We start from the raw sequence: 23765 nt of genomic DNA on the forward strand, positions 1-23765 counted from the left end.
AAAAAAAGCTCTCAAAAAGAGAGCTTTAGTATATTTTACTAACAGTAGACTATAAAGAAGCTACATGTTTAGTTAATTTAGATTTTAAGTTAGAAGCTTTGTTATCATGAATGATATTTTTCTTAGCTAATTTATCAATCATTGAAATTACAGCTGATAATTTAGCAGAAGCTTCAGCTTTATCAGTAGCTAAACGAATAGCTTTGATAGCGTTACGAGTAGTTTTGTGTTGGTATCTGTTTAATACTCTTTTTTTCTCGTTACTTCTAATTCTTTTTAAAGCAGATTTATGATTTGCCATTTTGTTCTTTTTTTAATTGTAATAATTGTTATAAACTATTAGTTAAAAAAGAAAAACCTCCCACAATTACATTTGCAATCACTTTGGTTTTAACTAATAAAATAAAGAATGAGACACTACCCTTTATTTTATAAAACTATTTCACAACTAATTTTGTAGCCCGTAGGGGAATCGAACCCCTCTTACCAGGATGAAAACCTGGCGTCCTAACCGATAGACGAACGGGCCATTAACCAATTCTATTTTCAATATTGTAGCCCGTAGGGGAATCGAACCCCTCTTACCAGGATGAAAACCTGGCGTCCTAACCGATAGACGAACGGGCCATTTCATACTTTGAACTCTAAAAGACCTCATTTCTGTAATGCGAGTGCAAAGATAAACACATTTTTTATTCCTGCAATAGCATCAATATTTTTTTTTAGCTTTTTTTGCTATTTTTTTAGTAAGCCTTTGCAAATAAGACTCTTCCTACCGAAGGTTTTCCTGTAAAAACACAAGATCCTGCTTCTTCAACTCTATCTAAAGCAATACATCTTATTGTAGCTTTTGTTAATTCTTTGATTTTTTCTTCCGTTTCAGGAGTTCCATCCCAATGTGCAGCTAAGAAACCACCTTTTGTTTCTAAAACTTCTTTAAACTCTTCAAAAGAATTTACTTCTGTAATATGAGTATTCCTGTAATCCAATGCCTTAGCAAATAAATCATTTTGAATAGTAGTCAATAAATTTTGAATGTAAGCCGCTACTCCATCCTTAGAAACCACTTCTTTTGACAAATTATCTCTGCGCGCGATTTCGTAAGTTCCGTTTTCTAAATCATTTGGTCCAACAGCAATACGAACAGGAACTCCTTTTAATTCCCATTCAGCAAATTTGAATCCTGGTTTTTGGGTATCTCTATTATCGTATTTAACTGAAATTCCTAATTTTCTCAACTCAGCAACTAAACCATTCACTTGTTCTGTAATAGCATCAAATTGCTCATCTGTTTTGTATATTGGAACAATAACCACCTGAATTGGCGCTAAATTTGGAGGCAACACCAAACCTTTATCATCAGAATGTGTCATTACCAATGCTCCCATTAAACGAGTTGAAACTCCCCAAGAAGTTCCCCAAACATGTTCTTGCTTCCCTTCTTTATTAGCAAATTTTACATCAAAAGCTTTAGCGAAATTTTGACCTAAAAAGTGTGAAGTTCCTGCTTGTAATGCTTTTCCATCTTGCATTAAAGCTTCAATACAATACGTTTCTTCTGCACCCGCAAAACGTTCTGTTTCTGTTTTCAATCCTTTAATTACAGGAATTGCCATGAAATTTTGAACAAAATCAGCATAAACATTCATCATTTTCTCTGATTCTTCAATCGCTTCCTGACGCGTTGCGTGAGCCGTATGCCCTTCTTGCCATAAAAACTCAGCTGTTCTTAAAAATAAACGCGTTCTCATTTCCCAACGAACCACATTTGCCCATTGATTAATTAATAAAGGTAAATCTCTATAGGATTGTACCCATCCTTTATAGGTTGACCAAATAATAGCCTCACTCGTTGGACGAACAATCAATTCTTCTTCTAATTTTGCATTTGGATCAACAATAAGTTTTCCTTTATTTTCCTCATCGGTTTTTAAACGATAATGTGTAACAATGGCACACTCTTTAGCAAAACCTTCAGCATTTTTTTCCTCTGCCTCAAACATACTTTTTGGAACAAACAAGGGGAAATAAGCATTACTATGCCCAGTTTCTTTAAACATTCTATCCAATTCAGCCTGCATTTTTTCCCAGATTGCATATCCGTAAGGTTTAATAACCATACACCCTCTTACCCCTGAATTTTCAGCTAAATCTGCTTTAACGACTAACTCGTTATACCATTTGGAATAATCTTCCGCTCTTGTTGTTAAGTTTTTGCTCATTATAAATATTTTGGCACAAAAATTGTTTATATAAATTTTAACTAATTTGTTTGGCAAAAATAGTTAAATTTGAAGTGTCCAACAATAAAAAAATAAGAGTTATGAAAACTTATTACTTGTTTAACCCAAAAAATGCCCTATTTTCTTTAATTGGATTATTGGCTATATTGACCACATCTTGTGGGTCTTATCAAAATTCATCGTATTATGACAATGATGGTGTTTATGGATCTCAAACCAACACCCATACTGAAAATAAATATTCAGAGCAAAACATTGAAAATTCGAATAAATACGCTCAACAATTTAAAAGTATGCAAGACGATTATACATACTTTACTGATGTTGACAATTACAATTCCCAAGAAAACGATACTGTAGTTACCGTTTACCGTAATGAATCTAACAATAATTATGCGGGTTGGGGTAATAACTCATCTAATGTTACTGTTAATTACTATACAAATGGTTGGGGTTGGAACAACTGGTATGGCAATTATTGGGGTTGGAACAATTGGTATGGACCAGGATGGGGATGGAACAATTGGTATGGCAACTATTGGGGGTGGAACTCATGGTATGGTGCAGGATGGGGATGGAATGGTTATTATGGGCCTAATTGGGGTTGGAATGGATATTACGGTAGAGATGTTGTCTACAACAATGGTAGAAGAGGCGGATCTCGATATGTGAGTCCATCTTCGGGAAGAATTGGCAATTACAGTACTAGAAGAACAGACACACCGAGACCAAACTTTAGCAATACTAGAAATAATACAAGAACAGAAAGTACTAGAACTCGAAATCAAGTAACTCCAAGAGACACTAATACTAGTACTCCTCGAAATAATAATTACACAAGCCCTAGAAGCAATAGTAGTTCGCCAAGAAGCAACAGTAGTACTCCAAGAAGCAACAACTATTCTAGCCCAAGAAGTTCAGGCGGAAGCTTTGGTGGAAGTTCAGGTGGCGGCGGTGGTCGTTCTGGCGGTGGATCTAGAGGAGGAAGAGGTTAATTAAACACTAAATTTCATGAAAAAAATATTTTTATTATTTTCTCTTAGCACATCTTTATTAAGTTTAAGTCAAGAAATGACTACTAACGATGCTTTGAGATATGCAGTTGATAATTTGAACGGTACAGCTCGTTTTAGAGGAATGAACGGTGCCTTTGGAGCTGTTGGTGGTGATTTATCTGCAATTAACATTAACCCTGCAGGGTCCTTATTTTTTAATAACAATTTTGCAAGTGCTTCCCTTACTAGTTTTAATAACACTAATAGTGCGAACTATTTCGGTTCAAAAGATAAAGAAAGTTACAGTACAATTGATTTAAATCAAATTGGAGCTATACTAGTATTTGAAGATAAATCAGGTAAAACAGAATGGAATAAAATTTCTGTTGGATTAAACTATGACAATTCAAGTAATTTTGATAACAGAATTTTCACCTCGGGTTACAACCCATATAATTCAATATCGCAATATTTTGTTAACCAAGCCAATACCGTATTAAATACTGAATTTAACGATTATCAATATGATATGGCTTATCAAACCTATATCATTGACCCACATCCAACCGTTCCTAATCAATTTGTTTCCAATGTTTCTCCTGGCGGAAATTATTACCAAGATTATTTTACAACATCAAATGGCTATAACGGTAAAATAACAGTTAATGTAGCCGGAAGTTATCAAAATAAATTATTCTTAGGATTAAATTTAAATGCTCATTTTACAGATTATGTTGTAACAACTAGTCTTTACGAAAACAATGATAATCCAAGTAATCCAAACACACAACCTACAATAAGAAACATAATTTTTGACAATCAATTAAGTACTTATGGTTCAGGATTTTCATTTAATCTAGGTGCTATTTATAAAGTAACTGATTCTTTTAGATTTGGTGCATCTTATGAATCTCCTACTTGGTATAATCTGAATGACGAATTGGTTCAAGATTTATACACGTATGATAATGTAAATGTTCCGTCTGGTGATGAGAGTTTGTATTATGGAAGTCCATTATTTGTTTTTCCTACTTACAGATTAAGAACACCAAGTAAAATAACAGGAAGTGCTGCTTACATAATTAACAAAAGAGGATTAATTAGTATTGATGTTGCTTCTAAAAATTACGGCAATATTGAATACACCAATACCAATCAAAACGATTTTAGAGATTTAAACTCGCAATTAAGCAGGGAATTAAAAAATGCATATGAAATAAGAATTGGAGGTGAGTACAAAATCAAACAATGGAGTGTTCGTGGAGGATATCGTTTTGAGGAAAGTCCATACAAAGTTGATTATGCATTTGGTGACTTAACTGGATACTCAGCAGGTGTAGGTTATAGTTTTGGAGAAAACAGAATCGATTTATCTTTTGCTAACTCGCACAGAAATTTTAATCAAAGTTTAATTTCTTCTGGAATGAATGACACTTCTAGAATTAGAAATGTTCAAAATAATGTTACAGTAACTTATTCTATAAATTTCTAAGAAATTAAAAACATATTATCAAACCACTTCTTAAACTGAAGTGGTTTTTTTGTTCCTAAACGATTGATTTTAGCCCCGATGGGAGCGACATCATGTATAGCGGACAGCGGGACACAACAGTAAAAAATTCTCAAACGCTGGTGCTTCAACTAATTATTTTATGTAATTTTGCGCTCCTAAAGTGGGGATAAAACTAAAAACATGAGAACCAAATCGTTAAAGAAAAATAAAATCAATGTAATTACACTTGGATGTTCTAAAAACACTTATGATAGTGAGGTGTTGATGGGACAACTTAAAGCTAACGGAAAAGACGTAGCTCATGAAGAAGAAGGTAATATTGTAGTTATTAATACTTGTGGTTTTATTGATAATGCAAAGGAAGAATCGGTAAATACGATTTTGGAATATGTAGATAAAAAAGATCAAGGAATTGTTGATAAAGTATTTGTTACCGGATGTTTATCTGAAAGATACCGTCCAGATTTAGAAAAAGAAATTCCAGATGTTGACCAATATTTTGGAACCACAGAATTACCTTTGTTATTAAAAGCTTTAGGAGCAGATTATAAGCATGAATTATTAGGTGAACGCTTAACAACAACTCCAAAAAATTATGCTTATTTAAAAATTGCTGAAGGTTGTGATAGACCTTGCAGTTTTTGCGCGATACCTTTAATGCGAGGAAAACACGTTTCACAACCTATTGAAAAATTGGTCAAAGAAGCAGAAAGTTTAGCAAAAAAAGGAGTAAAAGAATTAATTTTAATAGCACAAGATTTAACGTATTACGGTTTAGATTTATACAAAAAACGCAATCTTGCCGAACTATTAGAAAACTTAGTTAAAGTAGAAGGAATTGAGTGGATACGTTTGCATTATGCTTTCCCAAGTGGTTTCCCAATGGACGTTTTAGATGTAATGAAACGCGAACCAAAAATTTGTAATTACATTGACATTCCATTACAACACATTTCAGATTCCATTTTAAAATCAATGAAACGTGGAACAACTAAAGAGAAAACGACTAAATTATTACAAGAATTTAGAGAACGTGTTCCAGGAATGGCAATAAGAACCACTTTAATTGTAGGGTATCCTGGAGAAACTCAAGAAGATTTTGAAATTCTTCGTGATTGGGTTCAAGAAATGAAATTTGAGCGTTTAGGCTGTTTTACTTATTCTCATGAAGAAAATACTGGTGCTTTTGCTTTAGAAGACGATGTTCCTCACGAAGTAAAACAAGCAAGAGCGGCAGAAATCATGGATTTACAGTCTCAAATTTCATGGGATTTGAATCAGGAGAAAATTGGAAAAGTTTTTAAATGTGTTATAGACCGAAAAGAAGGACAATATTTCATTGGAAGAACTGAATTTGACAGTCCAGATGTAGATAATGAGGTTTTAGTTGATGCTTCAAAATATTATTTAAAAACAGGTGATTTTGTAAATTTAAAAGTAACAGATGCTACAGAATTTGATTTGTATGCAGAACCCGTTTAATTAAAAAATACCAATCCAATCCTTGCAAATATGCAAGGATTTTTTTTTAGAAATGATAAATGTCATATCTGATTTTATTTTTTGATGGTAACTTTGAGTATAGTAATTAAAAAACCAGCATTATGATAACTAAACATCCTATTTACCAAGATTTCCCTGAATACGCTGAAAAAATCAAAGACCTTTATCATCATAATGATGAATTTCAGGTTTTACTTCATTCGTATACAGAGTTAGATGAAAAAATCTTTAAAATTGAAACCGATGAAGAACTTGCTATGGATGATGAATTATCACATCTTAGAAAAGATCGTGTGTTTTTAAAAGATGAAATTTTCAATTTTTTAAAAGATAGTTAAAAAATTGTATTAATAAATAAACCGCTTAAAGCGGTTTATTTATTTCTATAATAATGTTGAAGGACACACATATTCTGTTTTTGGCAACTTAGTTGTTTTAGAAATTTCATTGAATCCACCTGAGACATCTACAAAATTATCAAATCCTCGTTGTTTTAATATTGAGGCAGCAATCATACTTCGATAACCTCCAGCACAATAAATTACAAATGGTTTGTTTTTAGGAAAACTCTCCAGTTGCGAATTTAATTGGTTTAATGGTATATTTTCAGAATTCATCAAATGTTCTGAATCGAATTCACTCTTTTTACGAACATCAAAAAGAGGTAAATCTTCTTTTTGCATTAACACTTCTAGTTGTTCTCCTGTAATTCTTTTTAAAGAATCAATTTCTTTCCCTTCTAGTTTCCAAGATTCAAATCCTCCCTCTAAATAACCGATAGTATTATCATAACCTACTCTAGACAATCGAATCATACATTCCTCTTCCCTTCCTGGTTCTGTTACTAAAAGAATAGCTTGATTAATATCAGATATCATTTCTCCAACCCACATTGCAAAGCTACCGTCTATACCAATATTAATACTATTAGGAATAAATCCATTTGCAAAATCAGTAGCATTTCTTGTATCTAATACTAGAGCACCCGAAACAGTTGCCAAAGCTTCAAAATCTTTAGGATGTAATGGATTTTTACCTTTTTCAATTACTTTATCTAATGACTGATAACCATTTAAATTTAACAATACATTTTTTGGAAAATACCCTGGAGGCGATGTTAAACCGGTAAGTAATTCAATTAAAAATTCATCTTCAGTCATATCAGAACGCAGTGCATAATTAGTACGTTTTTGATTTCCTAAAGTATCAGTAGTTTCTTTACTCATATTTTTTCCACACGCACTTCCTGCACCATGATTTGGATACACAATTAAATCATCAGAAAGTGGCATAATTTTCTCACGGAGTGAATGATATAATAAACGAGCTAATTTTTCTTGTGTTAAATCGGCTATTACGTGTTGGGCTAAATCTGGCCGACCCACATCGCCAATAAATAATGTATCTCCGGATATAATTCCGTGTTCCTTATCATTTTCATCAATAAGTAAATAAGTTGTGCTTTCCATGGTGTGCCCCGGAGTATGAATGGCTTTAATTTTATAATTACCAACGGTAAAAACCTGACCATCTGTAGCAATTATTGCAACATAATTTGGCTTAGCAGTTGGACCAAAAACAATTTCAGCACCTGCTTTTTCCTTTAAATCTAAATGACCACTAACAAAATCAGCGTGGAAATGCGTTTCAAAAACATATTTAATTTTAGCATTATCTTTTTTTGCACGATCAATATAAGGTTGGACTTCTCTAAGAGGGTCAAAAATAGCGGCTTCACCATTATTTTCAACATAATAAGCAGCGTGTGCAATACACCCTGTATAAATTTGTTCTACTTTCATGACATAACTTTTAGAAGTTACGAATTTACATGACTGTAGTATTAAGTAAAATGATAAATATCATATAGAAAACATGCAACTAGTTTTCTAATACTCGATTAATTTGAATAAAACGTTTTTTGTAGTACGGTTCTTCAGTTGAAGAAATAATTACTCCAGCTTGAACTGAGGAATGAATAAATTTTATTTCATCGCCATTAACTTCAGTAATCATCCCAACATGATTGACACTTCCTCTTCCATTTGTTGAAAAGAAAATCAAATCACCTTTTTGAGCCTGACTTCTATCTATTTTATAACCAGCCCCAACAGCCATTGAACTAGATGAACGAGGCAATGTCATATCGATATGTTGAAAAGTTGCATACATTAATCCAGAACAATCAAAACCAGCGCTAGTTGTTCCGCCACCACGATAACGAGTTCCTATATGCTCCGAAGCTTTTGAAATTAAAAATTCTGCTTTTGTAGTATTTTCTAAATTAAGTTCTTCTTTTGGTTGCGTAGTTGCTACTACTTCTTTTTTGTGATTTTCAAACTCTACATTCCCTTTTCTAACAATTACTTCATATCCAATAGGCAAATTAGCAATAATTTCTGGATTCATTTCTTCCAATTCTCTAACACTTACTTTATACTTCTTAGAAAGTCGGTATAATGTTTCTCCTTTAGCAACTTTATGAACTTTATTACCCAATTCATCTGTTTCTAAATTGTCTGTAATTGATTGTTCTTTAGGAGTATCCAATTCATTATTTTTCTCTTCTTTTTGGACAGGTTTAGGAATTTCACTTGTTGAAGCAACAATAATTTTATCACCAATTTGAATTGATTCAGGTTTAATATTGGGATTTAATTCCTTAAGTTTATCGAGACTGATATTATATTTTTTAGAAATCTTATAAAGTGATTCACCTGAAGTTACGATATGAATTTCTGTAGTATTAGAAGTTGCTTTACTATTTTTCTCTTTTGATTTTTTATTTTTATTTGGAATTACAAGAATGGTTTTCAACTGCAATATTGCACCCTTAGTTTTAGGATTTAATTCATAAATATCTGCCTCTGTAACACCATATTTCTTAGCAATAGAATAAATAGATTCACCTGAAACTACGGTATGTTTAATTGTTTTTTGAGAGAAAACAAATCCGCTAGTAAATAAAAATAAAAAAGTGATTACATGTAATAATTTCATTAGAATACATTTATATGGAATATAGAAATACTAAGTGTTGCAAGATAAAGAAAACTCCCTTTTTAAAGGGAGTTTTAACATTATTTTAAAATTAAATTATGCTTTTCCAGCTGCTATCAAATTCAATGCTGAACCTGCTTTAAACCATTCTATTTGACCTTCATTATAAGTATGATTAGCCAAAATAACATCTTTAGAACCATCTGCATGAACAAATTCTATAGACAAAGGTTTCCCAGGAGCAAATTGGGTTAAATCTAAGAAATTGATTGTATCATCTTCTTGAATTTTATCATAATCCGATTCATTAGCAAAAGTTAAGGCTAACATTCCTTGTTTTTTCAAATTCGTTTCATGAATACGTGCGAATGATTTTACCAAAACCGCTTTTACTCCTAAATGTCTTGGTTCCATAGCAGCATGTTCACGAGAAGAACCTTCTCCGTAATTATGGTCACCAACAACTATTGAAGGAATTCCAGCAGCTTTATAAGCTCTTTGTACTTTTGGAACTTCGTCATAAGTTCCAGTTAATTGATTTTTAACCGAATTTGCTTTATTATTAAATGCATTTTCAGCACCAATTAACATATTATTCGAAATATTATCCAAATGTCCTCGGAAACGCAACCAAGGTCCAGCCATGGAAATATGATCGGTAGTACATTTTCCAAAAGCTTTAATTAACAATTTAGCCCCTGAAATATTTTTTCCATCCCAAGCTGGGAATGGTTCCAATAATTGTAATCGGTCAGAAGTTGGGGAAACCACAACTTCAACAGAAGCACCATCTTCTGCTGGAGCTTGGAATCCTGGATCTTTAACATCAAAACCTTTGGTAGGCAGTTCATCTCCAAAAGGCGGATTCAATTTTACGGATTCACCTTTATCATTAATTAAAGTATCGGTTATTGGATTAAAATCCAAACGACCCGAAATTGCTAAAGCCGCTACCATTTCTGGAGAAGTTACAAAAGCGTGGGTATTTGGATTTCCATCGGCTCTTTTTGAAAAGTTTCGGTTGAACGAATGCACGATGGTGTTTTTTTCTTGTTTGTCCGCTCCTTCTCTATCCCATTGTCCAATACAAGGTCCGCAAGCATTGGTGAATACTTTGGTTCCCATTTTTTCAAAATCGGCAATAATTCCATCTCTTTCAATCGTATAACGAATTTGCTCTGAACCTGGATTAATTCCGAATTCTGCCTTTGGAGTAATTCCATGAGCCACAGCTTGTCTCACAATAGAAGCAGCACGAGACATATCTTCGTAAGAAGAATTGGTACAAGAACCGATTAATCCCCATTCTACTTTTATTGGCCAACCATTAGCTACAGCTTCTTCCTTCATTTTGGAAACTGGAGTTCCTCTATCTGGAGTAAATGGTCCGTTAATATGTGGTTCTAACTCGGATAAATTAATTTCAATTAATTGGTCGAAATATTTTTCTGGATTCGCATAAACTTCGGCATCGGCAGTTAAGTAAGAAGCTACTTTATCGGCAGCATTTACCACATCTTGACGACCAGTTGCGGCTAAATATCTTCTCATGGAATCGTCATAACCAAAAGTAGAAGTCGTAGCTCCAATTTCAGCTCCCATATTACAAATGGTTCCTTTTCCGGTACATGACATCGATTCGGCACCTTCTCCGAAATATTCTACAATAGCTCCAGTTCCACCTTTAACGGTTAAGATATCGGCTACTTTTAAGATTACGTCTTTTGGAGCGGTCCAACCGTTTAATTTACCTGTTAGTTTTACTCCTATTAATTTTGGAAATTTTAATTCCCAAGACATGCCTGACATTACATCAACTGCATCGGCTCCACCAACACCGATAGCTAACATTCCTAAACCTCCTGCATTTACAGTATGAGAATCGGTTCCAATCATTAATCCTCCGGGAAAAGCATAGTTTTCTAAAACGATTTGGTGAATAATTCCCGAACCTGGTTTCCAAAATCCAATGCCGTATTTGTTGGACACTGATGATAAGAAATCGAAAACTTCTTTGGATTGTTTATTCGCGAAAGCTAAATCAGCTTCCGCACCTGATTTTGCTTGAATTAAATGGTCGCAGTGAACAGTTGTTGGAACCGCTACAGTTTTCTTTCCAGCATGCATAAATTGTAATAAGGCCATTTGCGCTGTTGCATCTTGACATGCTACTCTATCGGGAGCAAAATCAACATAATCTTTACCTCTTGTGAAGGCTTGCGTTGGCATTCCTTCCCAAAGATGCGAATACAAAATTTTCTCAGACAAAGTCAATGGACGACCAACCAAATCACGAGCTTTATCCACTCGTTCCGCCATGGTAGCGTACACTTTTTTAATCATTTCAATATCAAATGCCATAGTAATTTATTTTGTGTGTTATTTAATCCCACTAATTTACAAAAAAATGAAGAGATAAAAACAAAAAAGCTCAAGTATAACTTGAGCTTTCTGAATTAATATTTTAGATATTATTATCCCACTAATAATTTGTGTGATGGAGCAAACTTAGTTAAGTTGATTCCTTCTACCGCTTTTTTGTATTCTTCAATTGAAGGAGTTCTTCCTAAAATAGTTGATAATACTACAACTGGAGTAGATGATAATAATGATTCTCCTTTTTTCTCTGCAGAGTCTTCTACAACACGACCTTGGAACAAACGAGTTGATGTTGCCATTACCGTATCTCCTTTAGACGCTTTTTCTTGGTTCCCCATACAAAGGTTACAACCTGGACGCTCTAAGTACAACATGTTTTCGTATTCTGTACGAGCTACTGCTTTTGGCGCATTATCATCAAATTCGAAACCAGAATATTTTTGTAATACTTCCCAATCACCTTCTGCTTTTAATTCGTCAACGATGTTGTATGTTGGAGGAGCAACTACTAAAGGCGCTTTAAATTCCACTTTACCTTGTTGTTTTTCGATGTTTTTCAACATCTGAGCTAAGATTTTCATATCTCCTTTATGCACCATACAAGAACCGATGAATCCTAAATCAACTTTTTTATCACCTCCATAGAAAGAAAGTGGACGAATCGTATCGTGAGTATAACGTTTAGAAACATCTTTATTATTTACATCTGGGTCAGCAATCATTGGTTCAGCGATTTGATCTAAATCTACTACCACTTCAGCGTAGTATTTTGCATTAGCATCTGGACGTAAAGCTGGTTTTTCTCCTGAACGGATTTCTGCAATACGCTTATTAGCCTTATCGATTAATCTTTGAAGCACATGATTTTTGTTATCCATGCCTTTATCAATCATGATTTGGATTCTTCCTTTTGCAATTTCTAAAGATTCGATTAAAGTTTCATCTTCAGAAATACAAATTGAAGCTTTTGCTTTCATTTCAGCAGTCCAGTCAGTAAATGTGAAAGCTTGGTCAGCCGTTAATGTTCCGATATGAACTTCAATAATTCTTCCTTGGAACACATTTTCACCTCCAAATTGATGTAACATTTGCGCTTGTGTAGCATGAACTACATCACGGAAATCCATATAATCTGGCATATTTCCTTTGAAAGTTACTTTTACTGATTGTGGAATTGGCATAGAAGCTTCTCCAGTTGCTAAAGCAAGAGCCACCGTTCCTGAATCCGCACCGAAAGCTACTCCTTTTGACATTCTAGTATGAGAGTCACCACCTATAATGATAGCCCACTCATCAACTGTAATATCATTCAATACTTTGTGAATTACGTCGGTCATGGCATGGTAAACCCCTTTAGGATCACGAGCTGTAATCAATCCAAAATCATTCATGAATTGCATTAATTTCGGGATATTTGCTTGAGCTTTTTTATCCCAAACCGATGCAGTATGACAACCTGATTGGTACGCTGCATCAACAATTGGAGAAATCACAGTAGCTGCCATTGATTCTAATTCTTGAGCGGTCATTAAACCTGTAGTATCTTGCGAACCTACGATGTTTACAGTAACACGAACATCAGAACCTGCGTGTAACACATTTTTGGAAAGTGTTCCTACAGCGTTTTTGTTGAAGATTTTCTCAACTGCTGTTAATCCTTGTCCTTCAATATGAATTTCTTTTGAAGGCGCATACACTAGAGGAGCTTCGATTCCTAGAGTTTTAGCAGCAAATGTTTGTAGTTTTTTACCAAAAACGATAGCATAAGAACCACCTGCTTTGATAAACTCCATTTTTTGTGGTGTGAATGATCTTGAAATATCAATCAATTCTTTGTCACCGTTGTATAATTTTTTTGTTTTTGTATTGATAGTTAAAACCGTACCTGTAGCAACTGAATACACTTGCTCTAAAATTGGTTCCCCATTTTCATCGCGAACTAATTCACCGTTTGCATCTGTCTTTTTTACCCAGTTTTTCAAATCAATTCCGATACCTCCAGTTACATCAACTGTAGTAAGGAAAATTGGAGAAATTCCGTTAGTTCCTCCTACAATTGGAGCAAAATTTACGAATGGCACATATGGACTAGCTTGTTTTCCTGTCCAAAGCGCCACGTTATTTACACCCGACATACGAGAAGAACCAACTCCCATTGTTCCTTTTTCAGCAATTAACATTACTGATTTATCTGGATGTTGTGCTTGTAAGGCTTTAATTTCTTCTTGCGCTTGAGGCGTAATCATACATTTTCCATGTAATTCACGATCCGAACGCGAATGTGCCTGATTACCCGGAGATAATAAATCGGTTGAAATATCTCCTTCTCCAGCAATGTAAGTAACTACTTTAATTTCTTCTGCAACTTCTGGAAGTTTTGTAAAGAATTCTGCTTTTGCATAGCTTTCTAGAATATCTTTAGCAACAACATTTCCATTTTCAAAAGCTTCTTTGATACGAGCCATATCAGCATCGTAAAGATATACCTGTGTTTTTAATACATCTGCTGCTTGTCTTGCAACAGCCTCATCATTTCCTAAAGCTAAATCTAATAAAACCTCAATTGAAGGTCCACCTTTCATGTGCGATAATAATTCGAAGGCAAATGTTGGAGTGATTTCTGCAACTACTTCTTGATTAAGAATAATCTCTTTTAAGAACTTAGCTTTAGCTCCTGCTGCAGGTGTTGTTCCAGGTAAAGTATTATAGATAAAAAAATTCAAACAATCGGTTCTGTTTGCATTATTTGTATCTTTAATTTGAGTAATGATTTCGTTTAACAAATCAGCACTATCAATAGGTTTTGGATGCAATCCTTGACCTTTTCTTTCTTCTATTTCTTTAATGTAATCGTTATAAAGATTCATTTCAGTAGCTAATGCCATAAATTAGTTATTAAGTGTTTGTTGTATTTTTTTAAGTGGCACAAATTTAATAAATCTTAGTCAGATTTAAAAATTTTTAATAAAAAGCCTAAATAAAAGAAATATTATTTATAAAGATTCTATTTTAATGGTTATTTTTCAATAAAATAGGATAAAATGAAAATATATTTAAGAAATTGATAATTTAAATTGGTATTATTGTTAATTTCTTAATATCTAAGAAAAAAAACTATAATTCTATCAATTAAAAATATTCTTTTCTCTGAGATTAGTCATTGGTTTTTCAAAAAAACGATAGAGCAGATAAGATAAAAACACAACTAAGAACCAATAAAACAAAGTGTAACCAAAAAGAGAAAGTCCTCTAAGATTTTCAGATGGAAATAAAACCTTTATTACATGAAGTATTACTGTGTAGTGTAACAAATAAATACTGTAAGAAATAATACTCAACAAAGTTACCCATTTCAAAAAAAGTGTTTCTTTTAATTTAATGGATACTAAATATGGAATTATTAAACAAATAGAAACAGAATTTAATGGCAAATAAAGCACATTGAAGAAAAAAGGGTAATTTTCAGCTTGAATTCCAAAAATAAAAATCAAAACATGAAGAGTAAAAATTCCGAATAGCCCCAATACAAAAAAACTAGAATTTAATTTTTCAGTAATATATTTTTTATAATACAAATAGTAAAGAACAAATCCATAATAAATTGCATCTAATCTATAAATTGTTACTTTTCTCAAGGATTGATTCCAATCTGTTATAGAAGTTAACTCATGTGTTGTATTAAAGTAAATTCTTGCTCCAAAAAACAATGCTAACATAAACAAGCTCATCCCTAAAAACAAATATCCTCTATTAACTTGAGGAAATATCTTAACCAAAAACAACAAGGTAAAAGGACCAATGATATAACAAAACTGTTCAACCGCCAAACTCCACGAAACTCTGTAAAAATCAGGAGAAGTCTGAGTTATATTTTGTAAATAAACAAAATAAAGATATAGTTTTTCTGGCATTTCCTTGTAAATTAAATACCAAAGCAACACATTTATGAATAGAATTAAATAGTAATTTGGCAACGTTCTAAACCATCGACGTTTTAAAAAACCCATGATTACTAAAAAAGAAAAATCTTCTTTTTCAAACATTCGAAGAACAATTTTACCAATTAGAAACCCACTGATTATAAAGAATATTTCCACTCCAATGGTTCCACTCAACTGCATAAACCAACTCAAAACAGGAGGAAAAAAATCACTTATCCAAAGAGAATGAGCAAAAACAACTAAAGATATTGCAATAGCTCTTGCAATATCTAATCCATGCTTTCGTTTATTTAAATCAATTGGCAGTCCAAACATATTTTTTTAAAACAGCTTTTTGATTATTTCTTCTTCCGAAATTCCTTCGGCATCCGCTTTATAATTTTTTACGATTCTATGACGAAGAATTCCAACAGCTACAGCTTTAACATCTTCAATATCTGGAGAAAACTTTCCATTAAAAGCAGCATTTGTTTTTGCAGCTAAAATTAAATTTTGAGAAGCTCTTGGACCAGCACCCCAATCGATATACGTTTTTACATACTCATTGGAAAGCGGATTATCGGGACGTGTTTTACTTACCAAAGTTACAGCATATTCAATCACATTATCTGCCACTGGAAGTTTGCGAATTACATTTTGAAAATCAATGATTTCTTGTGCGTTGAATAAAGCATTCACCACAGGTTTATTATCTGAAGTTGTAGCTTTTACTACATTAACTTCTTCTTCAAAACTTGGATAATCTAATTTAACGGCAAACATAAAACGGTCTAATTGGGCTTCTGGTAATGGATAGGTTCCTTCTTGCTCAATAGGATTTTGAGTTGCCAAAACAAAATAAGGCAAATCTAATTTATAATGATGTCCGGCTACAGTAACTGCACGTTCTTGCATGGCTTCTAACAAAGCTGCTTGCGTTTTTGGTGGCGTTCTATTAATCTCATCAGCTAAGATGATATTAGAAAAAATTGGCCCTTTAATGAATTTAAAATGGCGATTTTCATCTAAGATTTCACTTCCAAGAATATCCGACGGCATTAAATCTGGAGTAAATTGAATTCTTTTAAAATTCAAACCCAAAGCTTGAGAAATAGTATTTACCATTAATGTTTTTGCCAATCCTGGAACACCAATTAACAAGGCATGTCCGCCCGAAAAAATACTCATCACTATTTGATGCACTACTTCATCCTGACCAACAATTACTTTGGCAATTTCTTGTTTTAATGCTTTTTGTCTTTGAACTAATTCTTGAATGGCTGCTACGTCTGACATATTGAAATTAGAATTTAGAATTTAGAATTCAGAAAAGTGAATTAATATATTACTGGACTAAAATAAGAAAAAATCTTATAAAAAACCCTCTGATAAATCAAAGGGTAAGTTATTTATTTTTTTAACCAATTGTTTACAAAATCACAATCTTTGTAATCATCCGAAATTTTAATATACGTTTCATTAATTTTTTCTTCAGTCCATTTTGCAATTTCTTTAACCTGTTTATCTCTTAATGCTAATTCTTTGATTTTAATATAATCTCTTGAAAAATCAGCTTGATGCTCTTCAATTCTATTGTTTACTGTAATAATTTTATAAAACTTACCCACTCCTCTTTCTTCGTCTAAAATAGGTAATGAAATCTCGTTATCTTTCAAACTAGATACTTGAGCATATAATGTTGGGTCCATTTTTGTTAATTCAAATCTTGGTTCCATTGTTCTTGGATTCAAAAGAACACCACCATTATTTCTAGTTTCTTTTTGATCAGAAGAAGATTTAGCCGCATCAGCAAATGTAATTTCGTTATTTACAATTTTACTTCTGATTTGCTCTATTTTTTCTTTTGCATCTTTCATTGCTTGTGGTGATACTTTAGGAGCAATTAAAATATGACGTAACTCAACTTCTTGACCTTTAATTTTTTCAATTTTGATAATATGATACCCAAATTCCGTTTCAAATGGATCAGAAATTTCACCTTCGGCTAAACTGAAGGCCACATCTTTAAATTCTTTAACAAAGGCTGTTTTACGATTCATTTTATAAAACCCTCCATTAGAACTTGACCCTGGATCTTCAGAAAACAAAACCGCTTTACTAAAAAAACTTGAGCCGTTTAAAACATCTTGTTTGATTTCGTTCAATTTATCAATTACTCTTTTCTTTTCTTCTTCAGTAATCACTGGCTTTACAACAATTTGTGCTACTTCCATTTCGGCACCAAATGTTGGAATCTCATCTTTAGGAATTGAGTTAAAAAAAGTTCTAACTTCTTCTGGAGTTATGGTAACTCCTTCAACAATCTTATTTCGCATTTGAGAAGTAAGTTTGTTCATTTTTACAGCATCAAAAAAGTGACTTCTTAATTCATCAACATTTTTTTTGTTATAATATTTTACTACTTTATCAATTGAACCAATTTGTTCCACAGCAGCATCTAATTGCTCATTTAAAAACGAGTTTACTTCAGCATCTGTAACAACAATACTATCTTGAATGGCTTGGTGCGCATATAATTTATCCTCTAATTGCTTACCAAATAATTCGCAACGTGTAATTTGACTTACATCAACTCCTTGAGCCTTTAATGTAATATAATCTAAATCGATATCCGAATCTAAAACTACATAATCACCTACAACAGCAACCACACCATCAACTTTTACTTTTTTAGGCTGAGCAATCATCAAACTTGATGTTAAAAAAAGCAGGGTTATAAATATTCTATTCTTAATAAATTTCATAATAATTATCTTTGATTGCATCATTAGTAATCTCTTTTTCTAATTTGTTAATTAATATTAGTTTTCTATTGTTTATAATAATTTGTTTGATAGTTGGTTTCAAAAATTCTAAAGGTGTAGCACTGTCTTTTGGCAACACTTTATTAACTTTTACCAACCAAATTGTTGTTGAATCTGGGTATTGAAAATTCATACCACTAGCAATATATTTATGTTTATTTTCTAAATTAATAAACGGAACTTTTTCAAAAACTTGATTAATATCTACCCAAATGGAATCATTAAACGCATAGCTTTTAAACTTTACAGCCATTTGTTCAAGCTCTTTTTTATCTTTCGCAGTAAAGGAACTAAACTTTGATTTAATTTTTGCAAATTTTGGATTTTCTTTAACTAAATTAATATATCTAAGCTTAACTAACTCATTAGAATTTTTAAAATATTGCTTGTTGTTATTGTAATATTCTTCAATTTCTTTTTCAGTAACTACTGTATCAATTTGTCTAATTACTAAATTTTCTAAGTAGGCTTTTGTATATAAATCAACTTTGTATTGCTGTATTAAAACATTGTATTCGTCAATTTTATCTTTTCCAATATTTTTTTCTGCCGCTTCAAAAAGTATTTTTTGGGTAGCCCATCTTTCAATAAATGACTTTACAATAGCTATACTATCTTGTTTAGAAGTTCCTTTTGGCACTAAACTTAGAATATCAGACTCAAAAAGAAAGCTTTCACCAACTCGCGCAATAGCTTTAGGCTTTCTTGGTGCTTTAAAATAATCACACGAAGTAAGCATAAGTGAAAGAAAAACAATTTGAATCCAATATCGCATTTTAGTTCTTTAATTGATTTTTAACTTTAGAAAACACTTCTTGATTGATATGTATTGAAAATTCTTTTTTCAATTCATCAACCCAATGATTTTCTAGATATTGCTGATAATCACTAATAACTTTACCTCTACATTCTGAAAGCTCTTTAGCTCCAGCTGGTTTTTCATCAATAATGTTTAGTACAAAATAATATTTGTCTTTAGAAACAATTGAGGTAACTCCTTTTGATACATTTTGATATTGAGTCAACACATCATAATCTTCCTCATACAAACCTGATTTAGACATAATATTAACTTTTCCGTCTTTATTTAATTGCTCTTTGATGTAATCTAACGATTTTCCTTTTTTCAAATATTTTTGAGCTTTTTCAATAATTTTCGCATCAGTTGAAGATAAAATATCCACATTGTATCGTTTTTTCCACTGATAGTTACTGATGTTGTTTTTGAAAAATTCATTTAAGCCAATGGTATCATTTTTAGCACGATTCCAAATTTCTTTTTCCATTAAATCAAACAACAATAATCCATCTCGATATTCCTCCATAATGTTTTTAAAATCTGGAAATTCGTTTTCTAAATTTTCATTGTAGTAAGCAATCAATTGTTCGTCAATAAACTTTTCAAAAAGCTCATCAACCAATCTAGAAATTGGTTTTGTTTTTATATTTGATTTTTGCTTACCAATAATAAAATCTATGAATTGATTTGCATTTAATTTTTTATCTTTATTAATGGTTAAAACAACTCCTTTTATGGCTTTTGTTTTTTCATTTACATCCCAAGTTTGAGCATAAAACTCATCGGTAACAACTGCTTTTATTTTAACCAAAATCTTTACATCTTTCAATATAGAATATTTACTTCTTAATTTTTTCGCTAGTGAATTTGTTATCAATAAAGAACGCTCATCTTTTCTGATTTTTTCCTCCAATTCTGTCTTCATCTCATCATATGTACGAACAGGATGTTTATCAATCAATTTTACGATGTGCCATCCAAATTGAGTCTCAAAAGGTTTCGAAATTTGTTTTTTATCTTTCAATTCGAATGCAACATTTTCAAATTCTTCAGAACTTAATTGCCCCGAACCAAAACGCTGTAAAACGCCACCTTTTGGAGCTGATGATTTGTCTTCAGAAAACTGTTGTGCAAGAGTTTCAAAAGACTCTCCTTGTTGAATTTTTTGATAAATATCTTCTATAGTTGATTTTGCTTTTGCATTTTGTGCTTCATCCGTATTTTTAAGAATCATTATATGAGCAACTGTTACTTCTCCTCTATTAATTCTTTTATCAACCACTTTTACGATATGATATCCAAAACGAGTACGAAATGGTTTTGACACTTGACCAACATTCGTTTTATAAGCTGCATTTTCAAACGGATATACCATTCTAAATGCCGAAAAATAACCTAAATCGCCATTGTTATCTTTTACAGATGGATCTTCAGAAGTTTGTTTTGCAACGGTAACAAAATCTTCTCCAGCATCTAATCTTCGTTTTATATCTACTATTTTATTATACGCTTTTAAAGTATCTTCTGGAGTTGCTCCTTCATCTAATAAAACTAAAATGTGCGATGCTCTTATTTCTTGTTGTAATCTATCATAAGCTTCTTTTACTAATTCATTAGTAACTTTTGAATCGTTTACATAATTCTTAGAAAGCTGATTTCTATATGATTTTAATTCGTTTTGATAATTGGTACCATATTGTAACCCAACTTTATTAGCTTTTTGAACTTTTAATTTATATCCCAAAAACAATTCTAAATACTTGTCTAAATCTTTTTGAGAATCATCTTTTACTAGATCTAAATTCTTGTTGTAAACTCTAATAAATTCATCTGTATAATAAGGATTATCATCAATTGTAAATAAAACATCCTTAGTTTGAGCTATTAAAAAATACGGTGCTATTAAGAAAACAAAAATAAGTATTCGACTAATTTTCATAATTATTTATACATTTTAGATTGTAATCGACAAAAATAACAATTCGCCACTATTTCACAACATTTATAACCTACTATTAACAGAAAATTCTGCAAAAAAAGTTACTTTTGCACAAAATTTTGAATAATGAGTTTTAAAGAAGAAATAGCAAGAAGACGAACTTTTGGAATTATCTCCCATCCTGATGCCGGAAAAACCACTTTAACTGAAAAATTATTGTTGTTTGGAGGTGCTATTCAAGAAGCTGGAGCGGTAAAAAGTAACAAAATTAAAAAAGGGGCTACTTCCGATTTCATGGAAATTGAAAGACAAAGAGGGATCTCGGTAGCAACTTCTGTCTTAGCTTTTAATTATAAAAACAAAAAAATCAACATCTTAGATACGCCAGGTCACAAAGACTTTGCAGAAGATACGTTTAGAACTTTAACAGCTGTTGATAGTGTAATCGTAGTTATCGATGTTGCAAAAGGGGTTGAGGAACAAACCGAAAAATTAGTGGAAGTTTGTAGAATGCGAAACATTCCAATGATTGTTTTCATTAACAAATTAGACCGTGAAGGTAAAGATGCTTTCGATTTGATGGATGAAGTAGAGAAAAAACTAAAACTTCGTGTAACACCATTAAGTTTTCCTATTGGAATGGGATACGATTTTCAAGGAATTTATAACATTTGGGAAAAGAACATCAATCTTTTTGAAGGTGATAGTCGAAAAAACATTGAAGAAACGATTGCTTTTAACGACATCAACAGCCCGGAACTAGAAGGAATTATTGGAGAAAAACCAGCAACTCGATTAAGAGAAGAATTAGAATTAATAGACGAAGTATATCCGCCTTTTGATAGAGAGGAATATTTAGCTGGAGATTTACAACCGGTTTTCTTTGGTTCAGCTTTGAATAATTTTGGAGTTCGTGAATTATTAGATTGTTTTATAGAAATTGCGCCAACACCAAGAGCAAAAGAATCTGACACTAGATTGGTACAACCTGATGAAACTAAATTCAGTGGATTTGTATTTAAAATTCACGCCAACATGGATCCAAAACACCGTGATCGTTTGGCTTTCGTTAAAATTGTTTCGGGAACATTTGAAAAAAACAAACCGTATTTACATGTAAGACACGGAAAAAACATGAAATTCTCGAGTCCGAATGCATTTTTTGCTGAGAAAAAAGAGATTGTTGATATTTCTTATCCAGGGGACATTGTAGGATTACATGATACTGGGAATTTTAAAATTGGTGACACATTAACCGAAGGAGAACAAATGAACTTCCAAGGAATCCCAAGTTTCTCACCAGAACATTTTAGATACATCAACAACGCTGATCCTTTAAAATCAAAACAGTTAGAAAAAGGAATTGACCAATTAATGGACGAAGGGGTTGCCCAATTATTTACTTTAGAAATGAACGGAAGAAAAGTAATTGGAACGGTGGGAGCGCTTCAATACGAAGTTATCCAATACCGTTTAGAGCATGAATATGGTGCAAAATGTACGTATGAAAACTTCCCTGCTTTTAAAGCGTGTTGGGTAAAACCACAAGATGCTAAAAACGAAGAATTTGCAGAATTCAAACGTGTAAAGCAAAAATTCTTAGGGCATGACAAATACGGGCAATTAGTATTTTTAGCGGATAGTGATTTCTCTATCCAAATGACCCAACAAAAATATCCAACAGTAGAATTATTCTTTACTTCGGATTATCAGAAGAGATAAATACAAAGCCATTTCGTTTGAAATGGCTTGTTTTTTTTTATTTATGTCTTCTTTGCTCTCTTGCTAACAATGTGTTTTTCAACAACATTGCAATGGTCATAGGTCCTACTCCACCAGGTACAGGCGTGATGAATGAAGCTTTTTTAGATACATTTTCGTAATCTACGTCACCTACAATTCTATATCCTTTTTCAGTAGTTTCGTCTTCTACTCTTGTAATTCCTACGTCGATTACTACTACATCGTCTTTTACCATTTCTGCTTTTAAGAAATTAGGAACTCCTAATGCTGATATAATGATATCGGCTTGTGACGTTATTTGGTTAATGTTTTTTGAATGACTGTGCGTAACAGTTACGGTTGAATTTCCTGGAAATCCTTTTCTTCCCATTAAAATTCCCATAGGTCTACCTACGATATGACTTCTTCCGATAACTACAGTGTGTTTACCATCAGTTGGTACATTATATCGCTCTAATAATTCTAAAATTCCGAATGGTGTTGCCGGAATAAAAGTAGACATATCTAAAGCCATTTTTCCAAAATTTTCAGGATGAAAACCATCTACATCTTTACTTGGATCAATAGCTTCAATGATTTTTTGAGTATCGATTTGTTTTGGTAACGGCAACTGAACAATGAATCCATCAATATCGTCATTCTCATTCAATTCTTTGATTTTTTTCAACAATTCTGTTTCCGAAGTTGTGCTAGGCATTTTAATCAAAGTCGATTCAAAACCTACACGCTCGCAAGATTTTACTTTGCTTCCTACATATGTTAAACTTGCTCCATCGTTACCTACAATGATAGCTGCTAAATGAGGTACTTTCTCACCTTTGGCTTTCATTTGAGCTACTTCAGCAGCGATCTCATTTTTAATATCTTCCGATACTTTTTTTCCGTCTAATAATTGCATTTGTTTTT

At 32.4% G+C, this 23765-nt stretch carries 17 protein-coding genes and 2 tRNA genes; 5 read left to right on the top strand and 14 right to left on the bottom strand.

Annotated elements, in window-relative coordinates; all coding sequences use genetic code 11:
* Window positions 1-49: 49 nt before the first annotated feature.
* From rpsT to proS, 4 genes are all read right to left on the bottom strand, one after another.
* Complete coding sequence (gene rpsT, locus LOS86_RS10635; RefSeq protein ID WP_231842083.1) at window positions 50-301, bottom strand: 30S ribosomal protein S20; 252 nt, start codon at window positions 299-301, stop codon at window positions 50-52.
* A 156-nt stretch (window positions 302-457) separates the two neighbouring features.
* Window positions 458-529, bottom strand: a tRNA-Glu gene (locus LOS86_RS10640).
* A gap of 26 nt (window positions 530-555) precedes the next feature.
* Window positions 556-627: transfer RNA gene (locus LOS86_RS10645), tRNA-Glu, on the bottom strand.
* 116 nt (window positions 628-743) lie between these two features.
* Window positions 744-2222, bottom strand: a complete 1479-nt coding sequence (proS, locus tag LOS86_RS10650; protein ID WP_231842084.1) for a proline--tRNA ligase — start codon at window positions 2220-2222, stop codon at window positions 744-746.
* Between the two features lie 101 nt (window positions 2223-2323).
* On the opposite strand from proS, the gene LOS86_RS10655 reads away from it, so the two are divergent.
* The 4 genes from LOS86_RS10655 to LOS86_RS10670 all read left to right on the top strand — a co-directional run bounded on the left by LOS86_RS10655 (window position 2324) and on the right by LOS86_RS10670 (window position 6592).
* Window positions 2324-3238, top strand: a complete 915-nt coding sequence (locus LOS86_RS10655; RefSeq protein WP_231842085.1) for a hypothetical protein — start codon at window positions 2324-2326, stop codon at window positions 3236-3238.
* Between the two features lie 16 nt (window positions 3239-3254).
* A complete protein-coding gene (locus LOS86_RS10660; RefSeq protein ID WP_231842086.1) occupies window positions 3255-4730 on the top strand; it encodes an OmpP1/FadL family transporter in 1476 nt (491 codons plus the stop codon).
* A gap of 201 nt (window positions 4731-4931) precedes the next feature.
* Complete coding sequence (gene rimO, locus LOS86_RS10665) at window positions 4932-6233, top strand: 30S ribosomal protein S12 methylthiotransferase RimO (protein ID WP_231842087.1); 1302 nt, start codon at window positions 4932-4934, stop codon at window positions 6231-6233.
* 122 nt (window positions 6234-6355) lie between these two features.
* Complete coding sequence (locus LOS86_RS10670) at window positions 6356-6592, top strand: HP1242/YdcH family protein (RefSeq protein WP_231842088.1); 237 nt, start codon at window positions 6356-6358, stop codon at window positions 6590-6592.
* Between the two features lie 45 nt (window positions 6593-6637).
* On the opposite strand, the gene LOS86_RS10675 is transcribed toward LOS86_RS10670, so the two are convergent.
* The 9 genes from LOS86_RS10675 to LOS86_RS10715 all read right to left on the bottom strand — a co-directional run bounded on the left by LOS86_RS10675 (window position 6638) and on the right by LOS86_RS10715 (window position 21116).
* Window positions 6638-8056 carry an MBL fold metallo-hydrolase gene (locus LOS86_RS10675; protein ID WP_231842089.1) on the bottom strand — a complete coding sequence of 473 codons (1419 nt, stop codon included), beginning with the start codon at window positions 8054-8056 and terminating at the stop codon, window positions 6638-6640.
* Between the two features lie 79 nt (window positions 8057-8135).
* A complete protein-coding gene (locus LOS86_RS10680) occupies window positions 8136-9254 on the bottom strand; it encodes a peptidoglycan endopeptidase (RefSeq protein WP_231842090.1) in 1119 nt (372 codons plus the stop codon).
* A 96-nt stretch (window positions 9255-9350) separates the two neighbouring features.
* Window positions 9351-11615 (bottom strand): aconitate hydratase, encoded by a 2265-nt coding sequence (locus tag LOS86_RS10685; RefSeq protein WP_231842091.1) that lies wholly within the window; start codon window positions 11613-11615, stop codon window positions 9351-9353.
* Between the two features lie 113 nt (window positions 11616-11728).
* Window positions 11729-14500, bottom strand: coding sequence for a bifunctional aconitate hydratase 2/2-methylisocitrate dehydratase (locus tag LOS86_RS10690; RefSeq protein WP_231843934.1), 2772 nt, complete (start codon window positions 14498-14500; stop codon window positions 11729-11731).
* A gap of 258 nt (window positions 14501-14758) precedes the next feature.
* Window positions 14759-15889: an acyltransferase family protein gene (locus LOS86_RS10695; protein WP_231842092.1), complete on the bottom strand. Its 1131-nt coding sequence runs from the start codon at window positions 15887-15889 to the stop codon at window positions 14759-14761.
* Between the two features lie 6 nt (window positions 15890-15895).
* On the bottom strand, window positions 15896-16849 hold the full coding sequence (locus LOS86_RS10700) for an AAA family ATPase (protein WP_231842093.1): 954 nt from the start codon (window positions 16847-16849) through the stop codon (window positions 15896-15898).
* A gap of 113 nt (window positions 16850-16962) precedes the next feature.
* Window positions 16963-18318: a peptidylprolyl isomerase gene (locus tag LOS86_RS10705; protein ID WP_231842094.1), complete on the bottom strand. Its 1356-nt coding sequence runs from the start codon at window positions 18316-18318 to the stop codon at window positions 16963-16965.
* Complete coding sequence (locus tag LOS86_RS10710; protein WP_231842095.1) at window positions 18305-19153, bottom strand: hypothetical protein; 849 nt, start codon at window positions 19151-19153, stop codon at window positions 18305-18307. The genes LOS86_RS10705 and LOS86_RS10710 overlap by 14 nt, the downstream gene beginning before the upstream one ends.
* Window position 19154: 1 nt before the next feature.
* Window positions 19155-21116, bottom strand: coding sequence for a peptidylprolyl isomerase (locus LOS86_RS10715; protein WP_231842096.1), 1962 nt, complete (start codon window positions 21114-21116; stop codon window positions 19155-19157).
* A gap of 126 nt (window positions 21117-21242) precedes the next feature.
* Between LOS86_RS10715 and LOS86_RS10720 the strand changes: the two genes are divergently transcribed.
* Complete coding sequence (locus LOS86_RS10720; RefSeq protein ID WP_231842097.1) at window positions 21243-22838, top strand: peptide chain release factor 3; 1596 nt, start codon at window positions 21243-21245, stop codon at window positions 22836-22838.
* Between the two features lie 37 nt (window positions 22839-22875).
* Here LOS86_RS10720 and LOS86_RS10725 read toward each other — a convergent pair whose 3' ends face one another.
* Window positions 22876-23757 (bottom strand): bifunctional 5,10-methylenetetrahydrofolate dehydrogenase/5,10-methenyltetrahydrofolate cyclohydrolase, encoded by an 882-nt coding sequence (locus LOS86_RS10725; protein WP_231842098.1) that lies wholly within the window; start codon window positions 23755-23757, stop codon window positions 22876-22878.
* Window positions 23758-23765 lie beyond the last annotated feature (8 nt).

Origin of the sequence: Flavobacterium cyclinae (genome assembly GCF_021172145.1) — a bacterium.
Lineage (GTDB): Bacteria > Bacteroidota > Bacteroidia > Flavobacteriales > Flavobacteriaceae > Flavobacterium > Flavobacterium cyclinae.

What these genes read in the sequence shown, in the direction of transcription:
- rpsT (WP_231842083.1), bottom strand. Translation starts at nt 301, where the DNA reads ATGGCAAATCATAAATCTGCTTTAAAAAGAATTAGAAGTAACGAGAAA.
- LOS86_RS10705 (WP_231842094.1), bottom strand. Translation starts at nt 18,318, where the DNA reads ATGAAATTTATTAAGAATAGAATATTTATAACCCTGCTTTTTTTAACA.
- LOS86_RS10690 (WP_231843934.1), bottom strand. Translation starts at nt 14,500, where the DNA reads ATGAATCTTTATAACGATTACATTAAAGAAATAGAAGAAAGAAAAGGT.
- LOS86_RS10655 (WP_231842085.1), top strand. Translation starts at nt 2,324, where the DNA reads ATGAAAACTTATTACTTGTTTAACCCAAAAAATGCCCTATTTTCTTTA.
- LOS86_RS10660 (WP_231842086.1), top strand. Translation starts at nt 3,255, where the DNA reads ATGAAAAAAATATTTTTATTATTTTCTCTTAGCACATCTTTATTAAGT.
- rimO (WP_231842087.1), top strand. Translation starts at nt 4,932, where the DNA reads ATGAGAACCAAATCGTTAAAGAAAAATAAAATCAATGTAATTACACTT.
- LOS86_RS10700 (WP_231842093.1), bottom strand. Translation starts at nt 16,849, where the DNA reads ATGTCAGACGTAGCAGCCATTCAAGAATTAGTTCAAAGACAAAAAGCA.
- LOS86_RS10685 (WP_231842091.1), bottom strand. Translation starts at nt 11,615, where the DNA reads ATGGCATTTGATATTGAAATGATTAAAAAAGTGTACGCTACCATGGCG.
- LOS86_RS10670 (WP_231842088.1), top strand. Translation starts at nt 6,356, where the DNA reads ATGATAACTAAACATCCTATTTACCAAGATTTCCCTGAATACGCTGAA.
- LOS86_RS10675 (WP_231842089.1), bottom strand. Translation starts at nt 8,056, where the DNA reads ATGAAAGTAGAACAAATTTATACAGGGTGTATTGCACACGCTGCTTAT.
- LOS86_RS10695 (WP_231842092.1), bottom strand. Translation starts at nt 15,889, where the DNA reads ATGTTTGGACTGCCAATTGATTTAAATAAACGAAAGCATGGATTAGAT.
- proS (WP_231842084.1), bottom strand. Translation starts at nt 2,222, where the DNA reads ATGAGCAAAAACTTAACAACAAGAGCGGAAGATTATTCCAAATGGTAT.
- LOS86_RS10710 (WP_231842095.1), bottom strand. Translation starts at nt 19,153, where the DNA reads ATGCGATATTGGATTCAAATTGTTTTTCTTTCACTTATGCTTACTTCG.
- LOS86_RS10715 (WP_231842096.1), bottom strand. Translation starts at nt 21,116, where the DNA reads ATGAAAATTAGTCGAATACTTATTTTTGTTTTCTTAATAGCACCGTAT.
- LOS86_RS10680 (WP_231842090.1), bottom strand. Translation starts at nt 9,254, where the DNA reads ATGAAATTATTACATGTAATCACTTTTTTATTTTTATTTACTAGCGGA.
- LOS86_RS10725 (WP_231842098.1), bottom strand. Translation starts at nt 23,757, where the DNA reads ATGCAATTATTAGACGGAAAAAAAGTATCGGAAGATATTAAAAATGAG.
- LOS86_RS10720 (WP_231842097.1), top strand. Translation starts at nt 21,243, where the DNA reads ATGAGTTTTAAAGAAGAAATAGCAAGAAGACGAACTTTTGGAATTATC.